The sequence below is a fragment of the Psychrobacter maritimus genome (genome assembly GCF_029953575.1).
Classification (GTDB): Bacteria; Pseudomonadota; Gammaproteobacteria; order Pseudomonadales; family Moraxellaceae; genus Psychrobacter; species Psychrobacter maritimus.
The window spans coordinates 464956-485014 of the sequence record NZ_CP124526.1 but is presented as its reverse complement, the minus strand read 5'-3'; the positions used below and the strand labels follow the sequence as shown (position 1 = coordinate 485014).

Below are 20059 nucleotides of genomic sequence, written 5' to 3'. Positions count from 1 at the left end.
TGTCGGTAATTGGTAAAGAAGGATTTTACTAAAAATACGCCACAAAATATAGGGCAAAAGCGCAAACTCTTTAAAACACTCAGTTTTTAACGCTTAATTGTCATAAGTGCGTAATCATCGTAAATACGTAGCTATTATAACCCACTGCGGCTTTAAAAAGGTCACAACAAAAAAACTCACCCCGAAGGATGAGTTTTTTATAATCAGATTCTAATGTTTAGATTAGAATTTGTATTCTAGACCAGTACCTACTACGAATACTTCTGCATCGCCATAAGGACCATAAGTTACGTTGTCACCGTCGATATTTACAGATCTAACATTGTCAGCGTTGTTCATACCAGCATAGGCATGCATGATCATGTTGTCTTTAAAGAAGTACTTACCGCCAACAACGATTTGATCTGAATCAGCGTTATTCCAACCGTTTAAGTTGTCAGTTTTGTTGTACTGTGCATAGATAGAAGCTGGGCGAGCAAAGTTAGTTAAAGGCATTGCCGCACTAATGATTAGACCTTTCTCTTTCTTAGTATCCTCAGCACGATCATAATCATAATCAGCTACTTGATATAGCGCACCTAGAGTTACAGGAGCGGCAATGAACTTGCCTAAATCAACGGTCGCTGTACCACGGATGATATCACCAGAGATGTTAGTGTCTTTATCATAAGCAACACCAGCGGTGAAGCCTGTGCCTTGATCAAACATAGCTGCAACGCCGAAGCCAGAATTATCATTGTTATTCTGATCATCAGAGTTATACATTGCAGAGATTTCTAATGGTAAACCATCGTATTTCGGTGCAGTCCAGATAATTGAACTATTAACACGTCTACTATCAGCCATGTTCAACGCTTCAACAGCCTCACCTTCAAATTCATTCTGGCCTAAGTTATCCCAATAACCACTATCAGCAGTGATAACGTTGTTAATTCTGTCTAAAGTAGACTGGTTTTTACCAACGCGGAATTCACCAAATTGTTTGTTGATAACACCAAGATAGGTGTCACGGTTAGTGAAACCATTTGTATCACCATCGACGCTTGTGCCGTATTCTAACTGATAGATAACATCAGTATTAGCAGTCATGGCTTCAGAACCTTTGATACCAATACGTGAAGCATGAGAGTTGATTTCTATTGTATCTTCATCATACATGTTGCCAGCAGGACCATCAAACTCAGCATTAACATAATCAGCAGCTAAAAAAGCTTTACCGTATAGAGTTGGTGCTGCATTGGCTGCAGATACAGATAGGGCAGCGATTGCTGTAGCTAAAAGTAGTTTTTTCATGGGGGTATCTCCACTTTACAATTTTAGTAATGAGCGAGCTATTATTAGCCGGTGCCCAAAATGGTATCGTCACAAATCCTCAAAGATATAATGTGTAACTGGCTACCGAGATTAGTCAGAAACAAGTGTGGCGAAGTTCTATTACCGTAAGATGAAAAAAACCATGACTTACATAACTGGGATCGAAATCGTAACTGCCATGTAAACGTTGGTCTTTATCGCTCTGTTGCGTAACATCCGTTACCAAACTCATACTTCGAGTACAAGCATAACAACTTTGACATAATTTGCAACATATTTTTTACGTCTCTAATGACAAAAAATCTTCAAAGCCATGTCCACTATGAGGTTTAACCTATATTTAATTAGGGACAAAAAAACACCCCTACCCGCCATGGACGAATAGAGGTGTTATTGAGAAATATCAGTAATAAGCATATTAACTATATTTAATATGCTTATTAAAAACAAAACGTTAGCAGGCTACTTATACCTAGATAAATAGCCTTAAAGCAAAGCCCGTTAATAATAACTAACGCTAGTTATATTACTTAATCAAGCATATGGGCTAATTGGTTTAACAGTTGGCTTTTAGATCAAGGCGTGCTTGATGGAGCAATGGCTCAGTGTAGCCACTTGGCTGCTCGCGACCTTTAAGTACCAAATCACAAGCCGCTTTAAAGGCATACGAGTTATCGAAGTCATTTGCCATCGGCTGATAGCCATTATCGTCAGCATTTTGCTCATCGACGACTTTTGCCATGCGCTTCATGGTATCCATCACTTGTTGCTCACTGATGACCCCATGATGTAACCAGTTGGCGATATGCTGGCTTGAGATACGCAGTGTCGCGCGGTCTTCCATAAGACCAACATCATTGATATCAGGTACTTTAGAGCAACCAACACCTTGGTTTACCCAGCGTACGACATAACCTAAGATGCCTTGAGCATTATTATCAAGCTCTTGCTGCTTCTCTTCTTCCGTCCAGTTGGTGTTTTTTGCCAATGGAATGGTCAAGATGTCATCTAAGCTGGCACGCGCACGTGATTTTAGCTTGTCTTGCACCTCAGCGACATTCACTTGATGATAATGCATGCTGTGTAAGGTGGCGCCCGTTGGTGATGGTACCCACGCTGTGCTAGCGCCCGCTTGTGGATGCGCGGCTTTGGTTTCCATCATCTCTTTCATCTCATCAGGCTTCGCCCACATGCCTTTACCAATCTGAGCGTGACCTTGTAGACCCGTCTCTAAACCGATATCGACGTTCCACTGCTCATAAGCTGGCTGCCATGCTTCTGACTTCATATCGCCTTTACGTACGAAAGGTCCGGCGTTCATGCTGGTATGCATCTCATCACCGGTACGGTCTAAGAAACCAGTATTAATAAAGATAACGCGCTCTTTGGCTTGGCGAATCGCTTCTTTTAGGTTGACCGTCATACGGCGCTCTTCGTCCATAATACCGATTTTAAGGGTATTACGTTCTAAGCCCAATAAGTCTTCTGAGGCATTAAACAAATCGTTCGCCATTTTGACTTCTTCAGGACCATGCATTTTTGGTTTAACGATATACATCGAACCTTTACGCGAGTTTGATAGCTGGTTGTTACCTTTTAAATCGTTTAAAGACAATAGCGGTGTAATCAAACCATCCATCAAGCCTTCAAAGATCTCTTCTTGACCATTACCCAAATCGACTAAAATCGCAGGGTTTTGCATCAAATGGCCAACGTTACGAATTAGCAATAATGAGCGACCTGGTAAGGTAAGGATGTCGCCATCTGGCGTGGTATATTCGCGGTCTGGGTTTTGTTTACGTGTACGGGTTTTGCCGCCTTTTTCAAAGGTTTCTTGCAAATCGCCATTCATCAAACCAAACCAGTTGCGATAGACTTCTACTTTTTCTTCAGCATCGACGGCAGCGATTGAATCTTCACAATCTTGAATCGCTGTAATGGCTGATTCTAATAGCACGTCTTTAATATTGGCTGGATCGTCTTTACCAACTGGATGGCTGCCATCGATTTGAATTTCAGCGTGTAAGTTATTATTCTTTAATAAGATACCGGTTGGGCTTGCTGCATCACCCACAAAACCTGCGAATTGAGCGGCATTTTTTAGCTCAGTGCTGCTATCGCCTTGTAGCACTTCAAGCTTGCCATCGACCACTTTAAAACCGGTTGCATCGTTGTATGAACCTGAGGCTAGGGCAAAGTTTTCATCCAAGAATTTTTTGGCATAGGCGACGACAGCAGCGCCGCGAGTTGGGTTGTAGCCACCTTTTGCTTCTTGACCATTTTCATCGCTGATCACGTCTGTGCCGTACAAAGCATCATACAAGCTGCCCCAACGAGCGTTTGTCGCGTTCAATGCATAGCGCGCGTTACGTACGGGTACGACTAACTGCGGTCCTGCGATATGGGCAATCTCGTCATCGACATTTTGAGTGCTGACTTTGAAATCTTCGCCTTCTGGTAACAGATAGCCGATTTCTTGTAAAAATGCTTTATAAGTAGGATAGTCAATGTCGCCGTCTTTGACAGGATTGTCTAGATGCCATTGATCAATCTGGGCTTGGATTTTGTCACGGGTCGCAAGCAGCGCTTTATTACGCGGCGTAAACTCCTTAATGACCTTTTCAAAACCTGACCAATAACTGTCTGAATCCACACCGACTTTCGGCAGCACTTCGTTTTCAATAAAATCGAACAACTGCTTATCGATGGCAAGAATGCCCTTCTGAATACGATTGGCGTTAGAAGACTGGCTCATATTGTTATCCTTATCTGTTCGTGAAGTGTGTTAATCCCGGGTTACTACTATCGCAGTTAAGATCTAAGTTGCTACTATTTAGATCAGCTTTAAGCAAATACTAAGGTGATAAACCTTACTTTTTACGATAGCATGGATAGTTGATATAATGCTGAGTATCAACTACTCACTAGCAATCAATAGTAAGACAGAATGTCCCAAAAGCAAAATCTCATCCTACTATCAAATAATGAAATAAACAAGGAAACATCATTCAGTAAGTAAATACTTAGGCTGTAGATAAATGATACCCTATAAGACGTATGGCTTTAGATGCTATAAACGCCTTGTTTAAGCACAATGATGGAAACGATGGATAAACTGTAAGTAATCACTACCATAGTAATTTATGCTTAACGGTTATCTATTAAGCTAAAGCGTTTAAAAGTATCAAACACGTCAAATGATCCATAATGCCAGATGCTATTAAAGATATTTGCCGCTATATAGTCAGTTCAATATAAAAAAGGCAGGTTAAAAATAGCCTGCTGCTGGGATAAATTTTTCTTGCTTGCTGTGCGCTTCGCACTTTTCGATGCTTTGCAAAATTTATCCCAACAGCCATGTATTCTTTTTAAGTTGAATCGACTATAGCAGACTTATTTATTTTCAGACCTTTTTATCATGATTCAATAAATGCTGTTTTACAACTACTCAATAAAGCCCAATAAAACTATGACTATCAATACACAAAACCTTGCAACTTTAACCCAAGAAAATGGCGCTCAAGAAGAAAATAATCAAGAAGACAGCGTCGATATTGCGCAATTACGAACGCCTATAAAGGTCGATTTATCCCCTATTTATGAATTTTTAGGTGCGCGAACCACACAAGCGTGGGTAAATGCCGCCATTGCTGACTTGCCATTAATCATTCAAGATCATGCCAATTGTGAAAAAAAAGCGGCTGGTACAGCAATGAACTTATTATTTCGCTATGAGTTTTCTTATGATTTACAGCGAAAACTGGCGCAGTTGATACGCGAGGAGATGCTGCATTATGAGCAGGTGCTTGGCATCATGAATGAGCGCGGGCAAGGATGGAAATATCTAAGTGCCGGACGTTATGCTAAAGGTATGCTGAAACATAAACGTACCTACGAGCCAGCAGCGATGATAGATGTATTAATTATCGGAGCGTTTATTGAAGCGCGTTCTTGTGAGCGTTTTGCTGCGCTGGCAGAAGTCATTAATGATGAGCGATTGGCAAAATACTATCGCTACTTACTTAAATCAGAAAGCCGTCATTTTGAAGATTATCTGGCACTGGCGCAGTCATTGTCAGAGGATAATATCGACGAGCGCGTGGCGTTTTTTAAAGCGGTAGAAGCGGAGCTGATATCGAGCCCAGATACTGAGCTGCGTTTTCATAGCGGTGAACCGGCTTAATTATAGAATCTGTGCCATATCTTAATGGCTAGGATTTTAACCATTCTAAAATGCGGTTTAAAAAGAAAAAGGTGCAACAATCAGTCGATATGAGTATCGCTAATTGTTGCACCTTTTGGCTTTATACTTCTTCACTTCACACTGTCTAACTATCTACTTTCTTAGCATACTTTCTAAAACTGTTATTTATCACTCTCCATTAAAGCGCTGTCGTATTCTTTATGATTTTTTGCGACATGATGCGGATCATGGTCATCCGTTAACCTTGCTGCTTCTGCTGGATTGGCTGTTTGCAATGCATCATCAGCAACAATCCCATTATTGTCATCGGCATCTTTAAGCGGCACATTATGTTCTAAATGAGCCGTTTTTAAATTACTCGTTTCCGCATCCCTATCATCTAGCGTATTCATGGCAATTCCTTTTCTAACCTTGTTAACATCACTGGTATATACAGTAGTATATAAACGGCTATCTAAACGAAAAACAGTGGGCACATTAACATCTAGCGCCTCATTAAATTAATGCTGAATTAAATTAATGCTGAAAATATAAGTGTTAAAAATCTTTTTCATCAGGATTTAGCACGCGTGTTTGAGCATTATCAACGTTGGCATAGCGGTTTAAGTCATTGATACCTACGCTTTTAGCCGCATCACCAACCATCGTATGCTCATTGATACCTTCGTCAAATGCATTGCCCTCTTGGTCACGGCGATCTGGCTGACGTGCAGGATTGTCATTATCGTTGACGTGTTCTGAATTAATCACGCCTTCTTTAAAGGTGTATGTCCCTTTATTTTCAGTAATGCTATTGTCAATTTCAGTATGAGCATTAGCTGTATGAGCATCAGTTGTATTAGTATTAAAACTATTAACATCAGCGTCGTCTAGACGCGTCTTGGTTAAAGCGGGATCTTTGGTTTGCATATTTTCATTTTGCATCATGGTATCCTTATCATGTGTAATTATTATCATGTTCTGATCATATTAGATTATTGCGGTTATCGTTATTATTGTTGATCATTGAATTTCTAATACTGCTTACTTATTTGTAAATTGAACAATGGCTTAACGCGATTCATTACCTTTTTTCGATAAATCATAAGCGTTTAAATCCGCGACATTTTTGCCGCCTGCTGGTAAGTCCTCTTCTTTACGAGGGTCAGAATATATCTCGTCCGTTTCCTGTGATTCTTGCTGTGGTCCATCGATATTAGGCTCATGTTTACGACCTTCATAGCTGTCTTGGGGATTGTCTGGATGTAAGGCTGCTGGATCACGAACGGGTACCGCTTCTTCACGGTTTGGATGGGTATTAGTTGGCATGGCGCGTCCCTCGCATTTATGGTTTAGAGCATTATTTAATTTTTATGCAGTAATAAATATGCTCATTACTACTGATTTTTTTGGGGTACTGGTTGCTTTTTAGATAAATTAAAATTAGTTAAATTAAAATCACTTATCAGTACGCAAATCATCATCAATAAAAGAAGTCTGTTCTTCTTTACTCAACTCTTCCGGCACATCGACTTCTTTATTGTCGGCTAGGTTTTTTTCGATTTGCTGACTATCGGCTTGCTCTGCTGCTTTTTTAATATCTGAGGTATCGTTCTTGGTATTGCTCATGATTCATTCCTATTTTTTATAATTGAGATATCAGTAATAAAGCCTGTATCAATTATAGGAAGAATTTTCAATCGCTAACCAGTGCACTGCGGTATCAATGTGTGAATAAATGTGAGGTTACCAGACAGTTTGTAACGCATGTTTCGTCTTTATACTGCTTATCATCATTCTCAATAGAGATTATTAACACGAAAAAGCCAAGCGTAGATTAATTCTATGCTTGGCTTTGATTTAGAATATTTTGATTGGGAATATTAAAGGGTCATACTATCTAGGTTCATCCAAGATAGAAGTAAGCAACGCTAATAAAAGCAGATTAATTAAAAACTGACTATTAAAGCCATTTCGCTAAACTGACTCGCCCACACGGTTGATGACTTTTAACAAATAATCTTGCGCGATATGCGGCAGCTCACCTGCAGCAGGTTCAATCTGCTGCCAAACGCCATTACCGTCAAGTGTCCACGCTTGCACATTGTCTTTCAGGTAATTTAATAACCCATCTTCATAAATCTGTTTAAAGAGCTTCTTATCTTCAATGGGAAATGCCACCTCGACGCGATGGAACAAGTTGCGATCCATCCAATCGGCACTGCCGCAATATAAACGCTCGTCCCCATCGTTATGAAAATAATAAATACGCGTATGCTCCAAAAAACGCCCGATAACAGAACGCACAGTGATATTTTCAGACAACCCTTTTACTTGCGGGCGCAGGCAACACATGGAGCGCAAAATTAGCTCAATCTTAACCCCTGCTTGTGACGCATCATATAATTTATCAATCAGGCGTCGCTCGGTCAGCGCATTAACCTTGACCATGATATGAGCGCGCTTGCCTGCCTTGGCATGGGCAATTTCATCATCGATAAAGCTCATTAGCTTTTCATGCAAGGTAAACGGCGCATGCAGGAGCTTTTTCAAATTGGCAGGTTTGCCCATTCCCGTCAGCTCTTGGAAAATTTTATGCACATCTTCTGAGATATCGGGGTCGGCACTAAATAAACCATAATCGGTATAAACTTTGGCATTAGCCGCGTGATAATTACCAGTACCGAGATGCACATAACGACGGATTTTATCGTCTTCACGGCGAATGATAAGCATCAGTTTGGCATGGGTTTTGTAGCCAACAATACCGTAAACGACCACCGCGCCAGCTTCTTGCAGATAATTAGCAACCGCGATATTAGACGCCTCATCAAAGCGGGCGCGTAATTCAATAACCGCCGTCACTTCTTTACCATGACGCGCTGCTGCCGCTAGGGCTTTGACGATTTCTGAATTGGTACCTGACCGATATAGCGTTTGCTTAATGGCCAATACTTTTGGGTCGCTTGCCGCTTGCCACAACAGATTGATAATCGGTGAAAAGGCATGGAATGGATGATGAACCAAGACATCGCCTTTACGCATCGCCGCAAACATGCTGGTCGCTTTATCGAGCTTATCGACTTCACGACGAAACGGTTTGGGTACGACATGGGTAAACGGCTGATAACGCAGTGCTGGAATATTAAAATCAAACAGCAAGCGCGTTAAGTTCACCGGTCCATTGACGCGGTATAATTGATTGTCATGCAGCTCAAACTCATTGAGCAGATAATCACTAATAGGCGTTGGACAATCGGTGGTGACTTCTAAGCGTACCTTGTCGCCAAAGCGGCGGTTTTCAAGCTCGCCTTCTAAGGCCTTGGCAATATCATCGACATCGTCTGCCAAATCCAAATCAGCATTGCGTGTCAGTCTAAACTGATGGCAACCCGTGACATTCATGCCAGGGAATAGCTCACCGATATGTTCATGAATCACGGCTGATAGCATCACATGATGCTCTTTACCACCTGTCAGCTGATCAGGCAGACGAATCACGCGCGGCAAGCTGCGCGGTGCTGGTACAATCGCCAAATTGATATCACGACCAAAGGCATCTTTGCCTTCCAAGGTAGCGATAAAGTTTAGGCTTTTATTAACTAAACGTGGAAATGGATGCGCAGGGTCAATACTGATAGGTGTTAATACCGGTGATACTTGCTCGGTGAAATAACGCTTCATCCACGCCGATTGCTCGCTATTTAGCTCATCACGTTTTAAGTAGCGAATATCTTCTTTGGCAAGTGCGGGCAGGATATCTTCATTTAAAATACGGTATTGTTCAGCGATGGCAGCGTGAGTGATAACGGATATCTCTTCTAATACTTCGCTTGGACGCATACCGTGGACACTGGTCGATACATCACCCAGATTGAGCTTTTGCATGATACCGGCGACGCGAATCTCAAAGAACTCATCGATGTTAGATGAAAAAATAATTAAGAAAAATAACCGCTCTAATAAAGGATGACGCGAACTGGCCGCCTGCGCTAAAACCCGCAAATGAAATTGTAATAATGACAGGTCGCGATTGATATAGCTGCTCGGTGAATAGCTGCCATCTTCTGAACGTTGCCAATCAATGTCAGTCAAGCTCTCCGTTAAACTGTTAGTCACACTATCGGTTAAACCATCAATCGGATTGTCACTCACTTCAATAAGGCTTGTGCTTACTTCATTGTCAGTTTTTATACTCATATCAACACTGTCATTAACTTCATGCTTATTATCTATCTCTGCCATCTTCCCACTCCTTTAGCGTTATCGATACGCCATCATCTTTTATTTTTATATTAAAATATTTTTACGCCAATTGTTTTTTAGAGCGGCTAATTTTACATCCTATAACATAGCACAATTAATCTTACCGCTATTTAAAATCACTAATAGTTTGAGCGAGCAAGCTAAGCCGATTGTGGCAAGACGGCATTTTTCATCCGTTTTTTAATGATGCGTTGTTTGTTACGCAAGCGTTTGTCGCTTTGATGACTTTCATAGTATTTCGGATTGGTCAGCATGGCGATGAGTAAAGCGGATTCGTCACGGTTTAGGTTGGCAGCTGATTTATCAAAATAATGATGGGCGGCGGCATCGATACCATAAATGCCATTGCCAAACTCCGCCACATTGAGATAAGCGGTCAAAATGCGCTGCTTATCCCACAAAGTTTCTATCATGACAGTGATAATCGCTTCCTCAGCTTTACGGCTATAAGAGCGATGCGAAGTGAGAAACAAGTTTTTGGCCAATTGCTGGGTGATCGTTGAGCCGCCCGCTGACATTTTGCCAGTTTCTTCGTTCTTTTTCTGTGCCGCCTTAATGCCTTTCATATCAAAGCCATTATGCTGGCTAAACGTCGAATCCTCACTGACAATCGCCGCTTGTTTGGCAGATTTGGCAATGGCGTCATACTCAGCCCACGTCTGGGTGACCGTGCCACCCGTTAAACGATGGGTCAGCATAAACATGCTGTTATTAATCGGCTGGGTTTTCCAAATCAACAGTAACCCTGCGACCAATATATGGAATGCCACGACCAACAACATGAATGCCAATAATAAACGTTTGATAAATTTGCCAAAACTTGTCATGCGTGCGATATCCGAGTGGTGAAAAAATAGTCATATAAAAAGCGGCCATCTATAAATGGCGCGCTATAAACGGCAAGCTATCAATAAGATGCTAACAATGCGCAATGATAAATAGCAGGTCATCTTACCTAATCTCACAATCGCTGTCATTATTTACCCTATTTCTTTATTATGTAAATACTGCCAAGTGCTACGAATATTTTTCCTTAAAAAACCCCACTCTCAACTTATTTTTCTAAGGTATTGGTTTACTTAGTTTTTAAAATTTCAGTTAAAACAATTAAAATTTTAAATTCTATAAAAATCAAAAGCCTACGATAAGTTGAGATTGGCGTTTAAAAAATTTAAAAGTAATGCTTGGCGATAAACACAAATAAGAACAAGAGTGCAAATATGGCTAATAATACGGTAGCAATATTACGGGCACGGATGATTGCCGCCAGCCCCAATCTTGGCACGGACGAAAATCAGGATCAATGGTGGCTACTCGGCACCTCTGGCTGTCATCTTTGTGACATTGCTGAACAGTTGCTAAGCCAGTTTCAAGCAGTGCAGCCCATAAGCTATCAGCATGTCGATATTGCCGGTTTTGATGAGTCATTGATGATGGAGTTTGCTACCACCATTCCTGTAATATTAACGCCATCAAAACGCTTGAATTATCCGTTTTCAGTGTTGGATTTTCAGCAATTATTAGTAGCGTCATAAAGCAGTCTTTATAAAACAGCCAGCATAAGAGCGCTATTATAAAACAATCATAATAATGAGAAACCTATGAAAGAGTTAAAGAAAATAACGGAAATTGAGGATTTGCGCCGTGTTGCCGAGCGTAAAGTACCGAGGATGTTTTATGATTACGTCGATTCAGGCTCATGGACTGAGACCACTTATCGCAATAATGAAACCGACTTTGACCGTATTAAATTGCGCCAGCGGGTATTGGTCAATATGGAAGGGCGCTCGCTTGCCACTGACATGCTAGGCTCAAAAGTCAAAATGCCCGTTGCTATCGCCCCAACTGGCTTTACCGGTATGATGTGGGCGGATGGTGAGATTCACGCCGCACGGGCAGCGGAGAAATTTGGCGTGCCCTTCTCGCTTTCGACCATGAGTATCTGCTCTATCGAAGATGTGGCAGAAAATACCAGTGCGCCGTTTTGGTTTCAGCTGTATGTGATGCGCGACCAAGAGTTTATGGCAAACCTGATTCGCCGTGCTAAGGCGGCCAATTGTTCTGCGCTTATCTTAACCGCGGATTTACAAGTGCTCGGACAGCGCCATAAAGATATCAAAAACGGTCTATCTGCGCCGCCAAAGCCTACCCTTGGCAATATATTAAACCTCATGACCAAGCCGCAATGGTGCATGAATATGCTCGGCACCAAACGTCATAGCTTTGGCAATATCGTCGGTCATGCCAAAAACGTCGAGGATATCTCATCGCTCTCGGCATGGACGGCTGAACAGTTTGACCCGGCGCTGAGCTGGGATGATGTCGCGCGCATTAAAGATATGTGGGGCGGCAAGCTGATTATAAAAGGTATTATGGAACCTGAAGACGCCATCATGGCTGCTCGTAGCGGTGCCGATGCATTAGTCGTCTCAAACCATGGCGGCCGTCAGCTCGATGGGGCGCTGTCCTCCATTGCCGCGCTCGCTGATATCGTGCAAGCGGTACGAGCAGAAAATAGCAATATTGAGATTTGGCTCGATAGTGGTATTCGCTCCGGTCAAGATGTGCTCAAAGCGTTGGCTGTAGGCGCTAATGGTACGATGATTGGGCGCGCGTTTTTATATGGACTTGGCGCTTACGGCGAAGATGGTGTGCGCCGTGCGCTAGAGCTTATTTATAACGAGTGTGATATCAGCATGGCGTTTTGCGGTCACACCGATATCAATCAAGTGACGGATGACATTTTGGTCAAAGGCACTTATGAGAATCTTAAAACTTATGCTTATTAAAAAGCCAGTCCTTATTAAAAAACCCAACTTTATTAAATATTGATATATTCAGTTCGATGTAAAAAGGATATGCTCAAAATAGCATGCTGCTAGAATAAATTTTCCTTGCTTGCTGTGTGCTTAGCACTCCAAAGGCTTCGAAAAATTTATTCTAGCAACCCTATATCGTTTTGAAGTTGAATCGACTATAACCCAGTTATGGGTGACATGCCCTAACCCTAGCCTTTATACTCTACTCATCACTTTTTATTGATAGTTTGCGTTTATGACCATTCAACAATTATTAAAAACCGCGCCCGTCACCACTTTGCTATTAGTCAGCTTTATCGGTTTATTTATCATGCAAGTACTGAGCGGCGTCGATGCCAATAATCCATCGACTGAAGAATTACTAAAATGGGGTGCCAATGCTCTGCCTTATACCATGGACAGTGAACCATGGCGCTTGGCAAGTAGTGCCTTTTTGCATATCGGTCTGATGCATTTATTGTTTAATGGTTTTGCCATGTATTTCTTTGGGCAAATCGCCGAGCCGATGTTTGGCTCAGCGAAGTTTTTGGTATTATTTTTACTGGCGGCAATCGGTGGCAACCTACTGAACAACCATATTACGTGGCAAGGTATCTTAGATGGCACTGGACAACCGGGCATATCTGCGGGCGCGTCTGGCGGTATCATGGGTATCGGTGCCGCGCTATTGATAGCTGCGCTGTTTAAAATATCAGTCAATGGTATGGTGCTCAATTTGAAAAGCCTAATCATTATTATGGGCATCAATTTGGTATATGGCTTTGCCGTACCGGGGATTGATAATGCTGGTCATATTGGTGGCGCGATAACAGGATTGGTGATTGCATTGGCGTTTGCCATTGCCTACCGTCAGCGGTTGGCTGCTGCGCTACAGCATGTACCTAGCGCACCTCAAGACATTTATCAAACGACGTATATCAATTCTCCCGTAAGTAGCAACACGGACTTTTCTGCCTCTACTTCTACCCTCGCTCCTCGCTTTGATAATGAGGGCAATTTTGATAATAACAGCAGTTTTAATCATGACTCTGCTGTAAACTTACCTATAAATGTGAATGCTAATCACGCAAGCCTTAATCACAGCAAACTTAACGAACAACAAACAGCGACCAAATCGACGCTTATTTGGCACTTGCTACCGTGGCTGGTCATGCTGCTGATCAGTATCGGCTTTATATGGTGGTGGCAAGATATTCATCAGCAGATATTACAAGTGCTAGCAGCCATTGAGTAAAATGCCAGACTTATTTATTATTCTATTCATCGACTCTGTTTTTACCATTTATCCCACCCACTTATGAGAGCAAATCATGTTTAAATCATCAGCGCTATCGAAACCGTTGACGCGCACTGTCCTTAGCGCATTGACCGCCACTGCCCTATTTAGTGTCGCCAGCATCTCTAATGCCGCACTGTTTAAAAACAACTTACCGACTGATAAAGATGCCATTTTAAGCGTCGGCGTCAACGTCATGGCGGTCAAGTCGGCTTATGATTTGGAAGACAGCACCGACATAAAAGTATTGCCAGGTGTGTTTTATGATAACAACAGAATCTATGCACGCGGTGCGCAAGCGGGCGCTTATATCATCAATGATGGCACCAATCAGCTAGCCGCTTATGCTCAGCTCGATGGCAGTGAATTCGACCCTGATGATGCGACTGGCGCGCTGCAAGGTCTGGATAAACGTAAGGCTTCAGCCGCTGCCGGTCTATCGTATCTGCGTCGTACGCCTGTGGGTGGTTTTCGCCTGCAAGTCGCGACTGACGTTTTAGATAATAGTGGCGGCAATACGGCGCGCTTGACCTATCTTGCCAAAATCACTAAAGATAAGCTGACGGTCTATCCAAGCATTGGCTTTGAATATCATGATGCTGACTACAATAACTATTATTATGGCGTTAGTGCGCAAGAGTTTGCAAATACAGGCGTCGCTGCTTATGAGTCAAATAATAGCTTAAACCCTTATATCAATATTAGCGCTAATTATGATTTTAATGAGCGCTGGGCAGGATTTGCCAATCAAAGCTTAAGCTATCTGCCAAATGAGCAATATGACAGTCCAATGGTTGACTCGCGTACGGATGCAACAACGACGCTAGGATTGCTTTATAAATTTTAGTTAAGCACGTATATGCAATAAAAAAAGACCTTGTCGCGTTATGTGACAAGGTCTTTTTAAACTCTACTTTAATTGTAGGGTGCGCCTAGCGCACCGATAGTATAGCTATTTATTAAAAATGGTGCGTGGGACGCACCCTATTAGTATTGTATTGTCATCTTATTAATTTCTCAATCTTCTAAAATACCTGATCACAGCAGAATTAGGCTTGGATTTTGATATTGTAGAGAAATGCTTAAATACCTCAGTAACACCAGCCTCCTCAAGTATCATCTTCTTTGTTATTTTAGCTGATTCATAGACTTTTGATCTTACCGATATGGCATCTAGCTCATTCTCATAACTTAAAACGTCTTCAGCCCCCATATATGCGGTTACAACCTGAACTATAAGACAATCATTCAAATAGAATCTGTTTTTGTCCGTGAACGCACAAAGAGAATGTATTACAGAGCCAACTAAATCTTTTCTTTCTACTTCGTTCAAAGTTGAGTTTGTCATTGCTTCTGATACCATCTCATTACTTTCAAGAAAAATTTTATATAGCTCTTCATGAACAGATAATCTTTTATCAAACACTTTTTGAGAGTAAATTTCAATCCGTTTATTTCTGTGAAAATACTCTCCAAGTAAAACGCCAATTAGTAGCCCTGCTAAACCAATCCATGCACTTTCCATTCTACTTTCCTCATAAAGCCTAACAGTAGACTATAGTATAAGAGTATTAAATCACTCAAAATTTAGTAACCTAAATATAAGTTTACAGCATAAAAAAGACCTTGCCACATTACATGACAAGGTCTTTTATTTACCCAAAAAAATCTAAATTAAGAAGGATGCACCATATCAGCAGGCGTTACCCACTCATCAAACTGAGCTTCAGTTAACAGTTCTAACTCAACGGCAACTTGCTTCAAAGTTTTGTTTTCTTTATAAGCAGTCTTGGCGATTTTTGCTGCGTTTTCATAACCAACATGACGGTTAAGCGCCGTCACTAGCATCAATGAGTTATGCAAAAAGTCATCGATTTTGTCTTTGACTGGCTCGATACCAACGGCACAGTTTTCATTAAAGCTGTTGCACGCATCACCCAATAGCTTGATAGATTGCAATAAGTTAAAGGCAATCACTGGCTTATAAACGTTAAGCTCAAAGTTACCTGACGCGCCAGCCATGCTGATAGTAACATCGTTACCCATGACTTGCGCGACAACCATGGTCATCGCTTCTGACTGGGTTGGGTTTACTTTACCCGGCATGATAGATGAGCCTGGCTCATTTTCAGGAATCGTCAATTCGCCTAGACCACAACGAGGACCTGATGCCAACCAACGTACGTCGTTAGCGATTTTATTTAAGCTACCTGCTAGCGTTTTTAATGCGCCAGAAGCAAATACTTCAGCATCACGAGCGGCTAGCGCTTCAAATTTATTTGGTGAGGTGACAAACGGCAGACCAGTCAAGGTTGATAACTGCTCAGCTGCTTTTACCGCATAATCAGGATGGGCGTTTAGACCTGTACCAACCGCTGTGCCGCCTAGTGGCAATTCATATAGACCTTGTAGCGCGTTATCAATACGAGTCAATGAATGGTCAAGTTGGCTGACATAACCGCTGAATTCTTGACCTAAGGTTAAAGGAGTCGCGTCTTGTAAATGCGTACGACCGATTTTAACGATGCTATCAAATTCTTTGGCTTTGGCGTCTAGTGTATCGCGCAATGCTTTTACCGCTGGAATTAATAAACCATTGATTTCACGAGCAGCAGCAACACGAATCGCCGTTGGGAAGCTGTCGTTAGTAGACTGTGCATGGTTGACATGGTCATTTGGGTGAATTGGCGTGTAGCTGCCGCGCGCATTGCCTGCGATTTCGTTAGCACGGTTGGCCAATACTTCGTTCATGTTCATGTTTGATTGCGTACCAGAACCCGTCTGCCATACCACCAATGGGAACTGATCCGTTAGACCACCGTTGATGACTTCGTCAGCAGCTTGCACGATTAAGTCGCGCTTATCGCCTTCGATACGCTCAAGGCTCGCATTGGTAATCGCAGCGGCTTTTTTCACTAATGCCATCGCTTCAATCATCGGACGTGGCAACGTCTCGCCACCGATTTTAAAGTTCTCACGGCTACGCTGAGTTTGCGCGCCCCAATAAGCGTCAGCTGGGACTTCCACGTTGCCCATGGTATCTTTTTCGGTACGAGTTGCCTGATTCTGTGTCGACATAACTACCCTCTTTGATGGTTTGTTGTATAGCTGCTTTGAAAAAAGTGCAACACACGCTGCACATAAAGGAAAATACGATGTAAAGTGGCGTTATGATAGCATGACTTATCACAAATTTCTCCAAGTCCGTGAGGCTAACTGATGTCTAAAAACACCAGCCAACAACATTCTGCTACTGCATTCTCTGATTCTTTATCTCAGTTATCGAATGATGACGTTCACTCTAAAAAGGAGGTTAAAGTCGCTGATAGCTTGGCTAATCCGCCCAGACGCCAATTTACCCGCCAGCGTCGGCAATTAACGGCTGGCGAACGTAGACATTACGCACGCATGGCAAGTTTACATTTAATTAAATTGCAACAGCGCTTACCATCACGTGCGCGTATCGGCTTATATTACGATGGCTTTGGCGAGCTGCCCACTCAGCGACTGTTGGACTGGTGTCAACGCTTAGGCTATTTACCTTATCTGCCTGTGGTTGGTTCGCTCGGTCGTACTAGAAATGGTAATGACGATAAACGTCTGCGCTTTGTGCCTATTTATCAGTCGAAACTGCTGAATATACCGACGCGCATTCATAGCCTAGGGATGAAACAAAACCATCACCGCCGATTGCTTTGGGCACACGAATTAGATGTGATTATCTGTCCGCTCGTGGCGGTTGATAAAAATGGTAATCGTATGGGCATGGGTGGTGGCTTTTATGACACGACACTTGGTAAAAGCTATCGAACAGGGTTAAAAAAGCCGTTAAAAATCGGCTGGTGTTACGACTTTCAAGTGGTAGAGCAGCTCGAGTGTCAAGCGTGGGATGTGCCATTAGATGGTTTGATTACGCCAAGTGCCTTGAGGTGGTTTCGATGAAAAATGACAAACAAGCGATGGATGCTAACTCTAGCGCTGATAATGTTGAGGAATATTTGCAAACATTAGGAAATGATGATGCTAGGGAGATGCTCTACTACAGTCAAGAACAAGCCTTTAGCTCTGATGAGCTATCGAGCGTAATCAATGAAGCGCGCTTAAATGAGTTACTTGCGCAGAGTGATGAGTTTTTAACAAGCTTGAATGGTGAAATTGAAGATTTTGATGAGGATAATACTGATAGTGGCGAATGAATAATATCGAGCAATTTGTAGGGTGTGCCCTACGCAACTGAGAAAAAATATAAATTAAACTCTTATAAAAAATCAAAAAAGGCGAATGATTATAAAATCACTCGCCTTTTTTACATCAACTTTAAGAGTCTATATGATTAATTAAAGCACCATCGCCGCAATCCAACCAAATGCCAATAACGGAATATTGTAATGGATAAAGGTCGGCACCACACTGTCTTTGATATGGTCATGCTGACCGTCAACGTTTAGACCAGAGGTTGGTCCAAGCGTCGAGTCTGACGCTGGCGAACCGGCATCGCCAAGCGCGCCAGCTGTACCAATAATCGCCACGGTTGCTAAAGGTGAGAACCCTAAAGAGATACATAGTGGTACATAAATCGCCGCCAAAATAGGAATGGTCGAAAAAGACGAACCAATACCCATGGTCACAATCAAGCCAATCAATAGCATAATAAATGCAGCCATCGCTTTATTACCTGCAAATAATGACGCTGCACCATCAACCAACGGCTGAATCTGTTCGGTCGCTTTCATCACTTCGGCAAAGCCTTGGGCGGTAATCATAATAAAGCCAATCATCGCCATCAGCTTAATACCGTCATTAAAAACGGTATCAGCATCACGCCATTTGACCACGCCCGTTGCCATAAAGACGCCAAAACCAAACATTGAGCCTAGCAATAACGAATCAGTATAGAGCTGTACAACAAAGGCGGTAACGATAGCAATGAGCGCTACGATGGTTTTCATTTTACCTTGCGTTTGCGTTTGTGCGCCGGCTGCGGTTTTGCTTAAAGCATCGCCCTCAACGACAGCACTCTTTACCACATCATGAGCTTGTTTATCGATTGCCAACTGCTGATACTGCCGCGGCTTACGATAGCTGATAAATACTGCCACTAGCAAACCAACGAGCATGCCAAGTGCCGGAATCGCCATAGCTTTGGTGACCGAAATATTCGATACATCAATACCCGCTTCACCGACGTTTTTTAGCATAATTTGATTGAGATAAATATCGCCAAAGCCATAAGGAATAAACATATAAGTGGTCACAAGACCAAAAGTCATCAAACAGGCAATCAGGCGTCTATCGATTTGCATGCGATTAAAGGCGAGCAATAAAGGCGGTACAAGCAATGGAATAAAGGCGATATGAATCGGGATTAAGTTTTGGCTAAAGCAGCTCATGGTAACCAGACCGGCAAACAGCATGTATTTAATCATGCCACTGGTACCACCGGCATCAATGCGCTTAATGACCGCCCCTGCCAAGGACTGCGGCAAGCCCGAATGCGCAATCGCTACTGCAAAAGCACCCAATAAGGCATAAGACAGCGCGATTTGCGCGCCATTACGGATACCTTCTTGAAAGGCATTTAAGGTATCGGTCATACCAAGACCCGCAATCAGCCCACCTGCCAGCGCCCCGATTAATAAACTGAGTACCACGTGTACCCGCGCTAAAGACAGCCCTAGCATGATGACTACCGCTAGTAGCACCGCATTGATGGTCATATTCTCGCCCCTTACCCTATGTTTTGTGGCCCGCTATTGACACGCTATTGTCACATTGCCGACCTATTTATTTCGCCCTAGCGTTTTAACTCACACGTTAATCCATATAGTTGCTATTTGAACGGAGCGGTTAAGACGCGCGTCATTTTACCTGATTTTAGCCATAAAGCCCACGCGCAAAACCTAGCAGACATCAGCGACAATGCAAATAAAGGCGCAATATTCTCCTTGCGGTTGGTCATATAGCCTTGCAATTTCATTTAGCAGCACCATTTATCTAAACATGAACCACTAACTTGACTTTACAAGTCTGGTGAACGAGGAAGAATATATGAGTGAACATAAAATTGCCCAAGACAATATCGACATCGATGTCGACGTTTCATCTAACGTTTCTGATGATAATGCGCTAAATACTTCATCTGACGATATGTTGGAAAACGAGTCGGCGTCTGAAACGGTTAAAAATGAAACTGTCGAAGAC

The 20059-nt window shown here is 42.4% G+C and carries 18 protein-coding genes; 7 read left to right on the top strand and 11 right to left on the bottom strand.

Annotated features, from left to right (window positions below):
- Positions 1-222: 222 nt before the first annotated feature.
- Together QJS82_RS02130 and QJS82_RS02125 are read right to left on the bottom strand one after the other, a co-directional pair.
- Positions 223-1293: a porin gene (locus tag QJS82_RS02130; RefSeq protein WP_281491089.1), complete on the bottom strand. Its 1071-nt coding sequence runs from the start codon at positions 1291-1293 to the stop codon at positions 223-225.
- 577 nt (positions 1294-1870) lie between these two features.
- Positions 1871-4069 (bottom strand): malate synthase G, encoded by a 2199-nt coding sequence (locus tag QJS82_RS02125; protein ID WP_281491088.1) that lies wholly within the window; start codon positions 4067-4069, stop codon positions 1871-1873.
- 714 nt (positions 4070-4783) lie between these two features.
- Between QJS82_RS02125 and QJS82_RS02120 the strand changes: the two genes are divergently transcribed.
- The gene (locus QJS82_RS02120) at positions 4784-5497 is read left to right on the top strand and encodes a MiaE family protein (protein WP_281491087.1); all 714 of its coding nucleotides are present in this window, start codon (positions 4784-4786) and stop codon (positions 5495-5497) included.
- 182 nt (positions 5498-5679) lie between these two features.
- Here the strand turns inward: QJS82_RS02120 and QJS82_RS02115 are convergent, their stop codons facing one another.
- From QJS82_RS02115 to mtgA, 6 genes are all read right to left on the bottom strand, one after another.
- Complete coding sequence (locus QJS82_RS02115) at positions 5680-5910, bottom strand: hypothetical protein (RefSeq protein WP_281491086.1); 231 nt, start codon at positions 5908-5910, stop codon at positions 5680-5682.
- Positions 5911-6055: 145 nt separating this feature from the next.
- Positions 6056-6445 (bottom strand): hypothetical protein, encoded by a 390-nt coding sequence (locus QJS82_RS02110; protein WP_281491085.1) that lies wholly within the window; start codon positions 6443-6445, stop codon positions 6056-6058.
- A 123-nt stretch (positions 6446-6568) separates the two neighbouring features.
- A complete protein-coding gene (locus tag QJS82_RS02105) occupies positions 6569-6826 on the bottom strand; it encodes a hypothetical protein (RefSeq protein WP_281491084.1) in 258 nt (85 codons plus the stop codon).
- Between the two features lie 129 nt (positions 6827-6955).
- The gene (locus QJS82_RS02100; RefSeq protein ID WP_201563097.1) at positions 6956-7126 is read right to left on the bottom strand and encodes a hypothetical protein; all 171 of its coding nucleotides are present in this window, start codon (positions 7124-7126) and stop codon (positions 6956-6958) included.
- A 348-nt stretch (positions 7127-7474) separates the two neighbouring features.
- Positions 7475-9742 (bottom strand): polyphosphate kinase 1, encoded by a 2268-nt coding sequence (ppk1, locus tag QJS82_RS02095; protein ID WP_281491083.1) that lies wholly within the window; start codon positions 9740-9742, stop codon positions 7475-7477.
- 161 nt (positions 9743-9903) lie between these two features.
- A complete protein-coding gene (gene mtgA / locus QJS82_RS02090; RefSeq protein ID WP_201563101.1) occupies positions 9904-10590 on the bottom strand; it encodes a monofunctional biosynthetic peptidoglycan transglycosylase in 687 nt (228 codons plus the stop codon).
- A 393-nt stretch (positions 10591-10983) separates the two neighbouring features.
- On the opposite strand from mtgA, the gene QJS82_RS02085 reads away from it, so the two are divergent.
- From QJS82_RS02085 to QJS82_RS02070, 4 genes are all read left to right on the top strand, one after another.
- Positions 10984-11298: a glutaredoxin family protein gene (locus QJS82_RS02085; RefSeq protein WP_281491082.1), complete on the top strand. Its 315-nt coding sequence runs from the start codon at positions 10984-10986 to the stop codon at positions 11296-11298.
- A 66-nt stretch (positions 11299-11364) separates the two neighbouring features.
- The gene (locus tag QJS82_RS02080) at positions 11365-12552 is read left to right on the top strand and encodes an alpha-hydroxy acid oxidase (protein WP_281491081.1); all 1188 of its coding nucleotides are present in this window, start codon (positions 11365-11367) and stop codon (positions 12550-12552) included.
- 265 nt (positions 12553-12817) lie between these two features.
- On the top strand, positions 12818-13816 hold the full coding sequence (locus tag QJS82_RS02075; RefSeq protein ID WP_281491080.1) for a rhomboid family intramembrane serine protease: 999 nt from the start codon (positions 12818-12820) through the stop codon (positions 13814-13816).
- A 76-nt stretch (positions 13817-13892) separates the two neighbouring features.
- Positions 13893-14705, top strand: coding sequence for a MipA/OmpV family protein (locus tag QJS82_RS02070; protein ID WP_281491079.1), 813 nt, complete (start codon positions 13893-13895; stop codon positions 14703-14705).
- A gap of 162 nt (positions 14706-14867) precedes the next feature.
- On the opposite strand, the gene QJS82_RS02065 is transcribed toward QJS82_RS02070, so the two are convergent.
- Both QJS82_RS02065 and fumC read right to left on the bottom strand, forming a co-directional pair.
- Positions 14868-15383 (bottom strand): hypothetical protein, encoded by a 516-nt coding sequence (locus QJS82_RS02065; protein ID WP_281491078.1) that lies wholly within the window; start codon positions 15381-15383, stop codon positions 14868-14870.
- Between the two features lie 149 nt (positions 15384-15532).
- Entirely contained in the window at positions 15533-16936 is a 1404-nt protein-coding gene (gene fumC / locus QJS82_RS02060; RefSeq protein WP_281491077.1) for a class II fumarate hydratase, read from the bottom strand.
- A gap of 141 nt (positions 16937-17077) precedes the next feature.
- On the opposite strand from fumC, the gene QJS82_RS02055 reads away from it, so the two are divergent.
- Both QJS82_RS02055 and QJS82_RS02050 read left to right on the top strand, forming a co-directional pair.
- On the top strand, positions 17078-17800 hold the full coding sequence (locus QJS82_RS02055; RefSeq protein WP_281491076.1) for a 5-formyltetrahydrofolate cyclo-ligase: 723 nt from the start codon (positions 17078-17080) through the stop codon (positions 17798-17800).
- A complete protein-coding gene (locus QJS82_RS02050; RefSeq protein ID WP_281491075.1) occupies positions 17797-18054 on the top strand; it encodes a hypothetical protein in 258 nt (85 codons plus the stop codon). Before QJS82_RS02055 ends, QJS82_RS02050 begins: the two co-directional genes overlap by 4 nt.
- Before the next feature lie 141 nt (positions 18055-18195).
- On the opposite strand, the gene QJS82_RS02045 is transcribed toward QJS82_RS02050, so the two are convergent.
- Positions 18196-19575 (bottom strand): Na+/H+ antiporter family protein, encoded by a 1380-nt coding sequence (locus tag QJS82_RS02045; RefSeq protein WP_281491074.1) that lies wholly within the window; start codon positions 19573-19575, stop codon positions 18196-18198.
- Between the last annotated feature and the right edge of the window lie 484 nt (positions 19576-20059).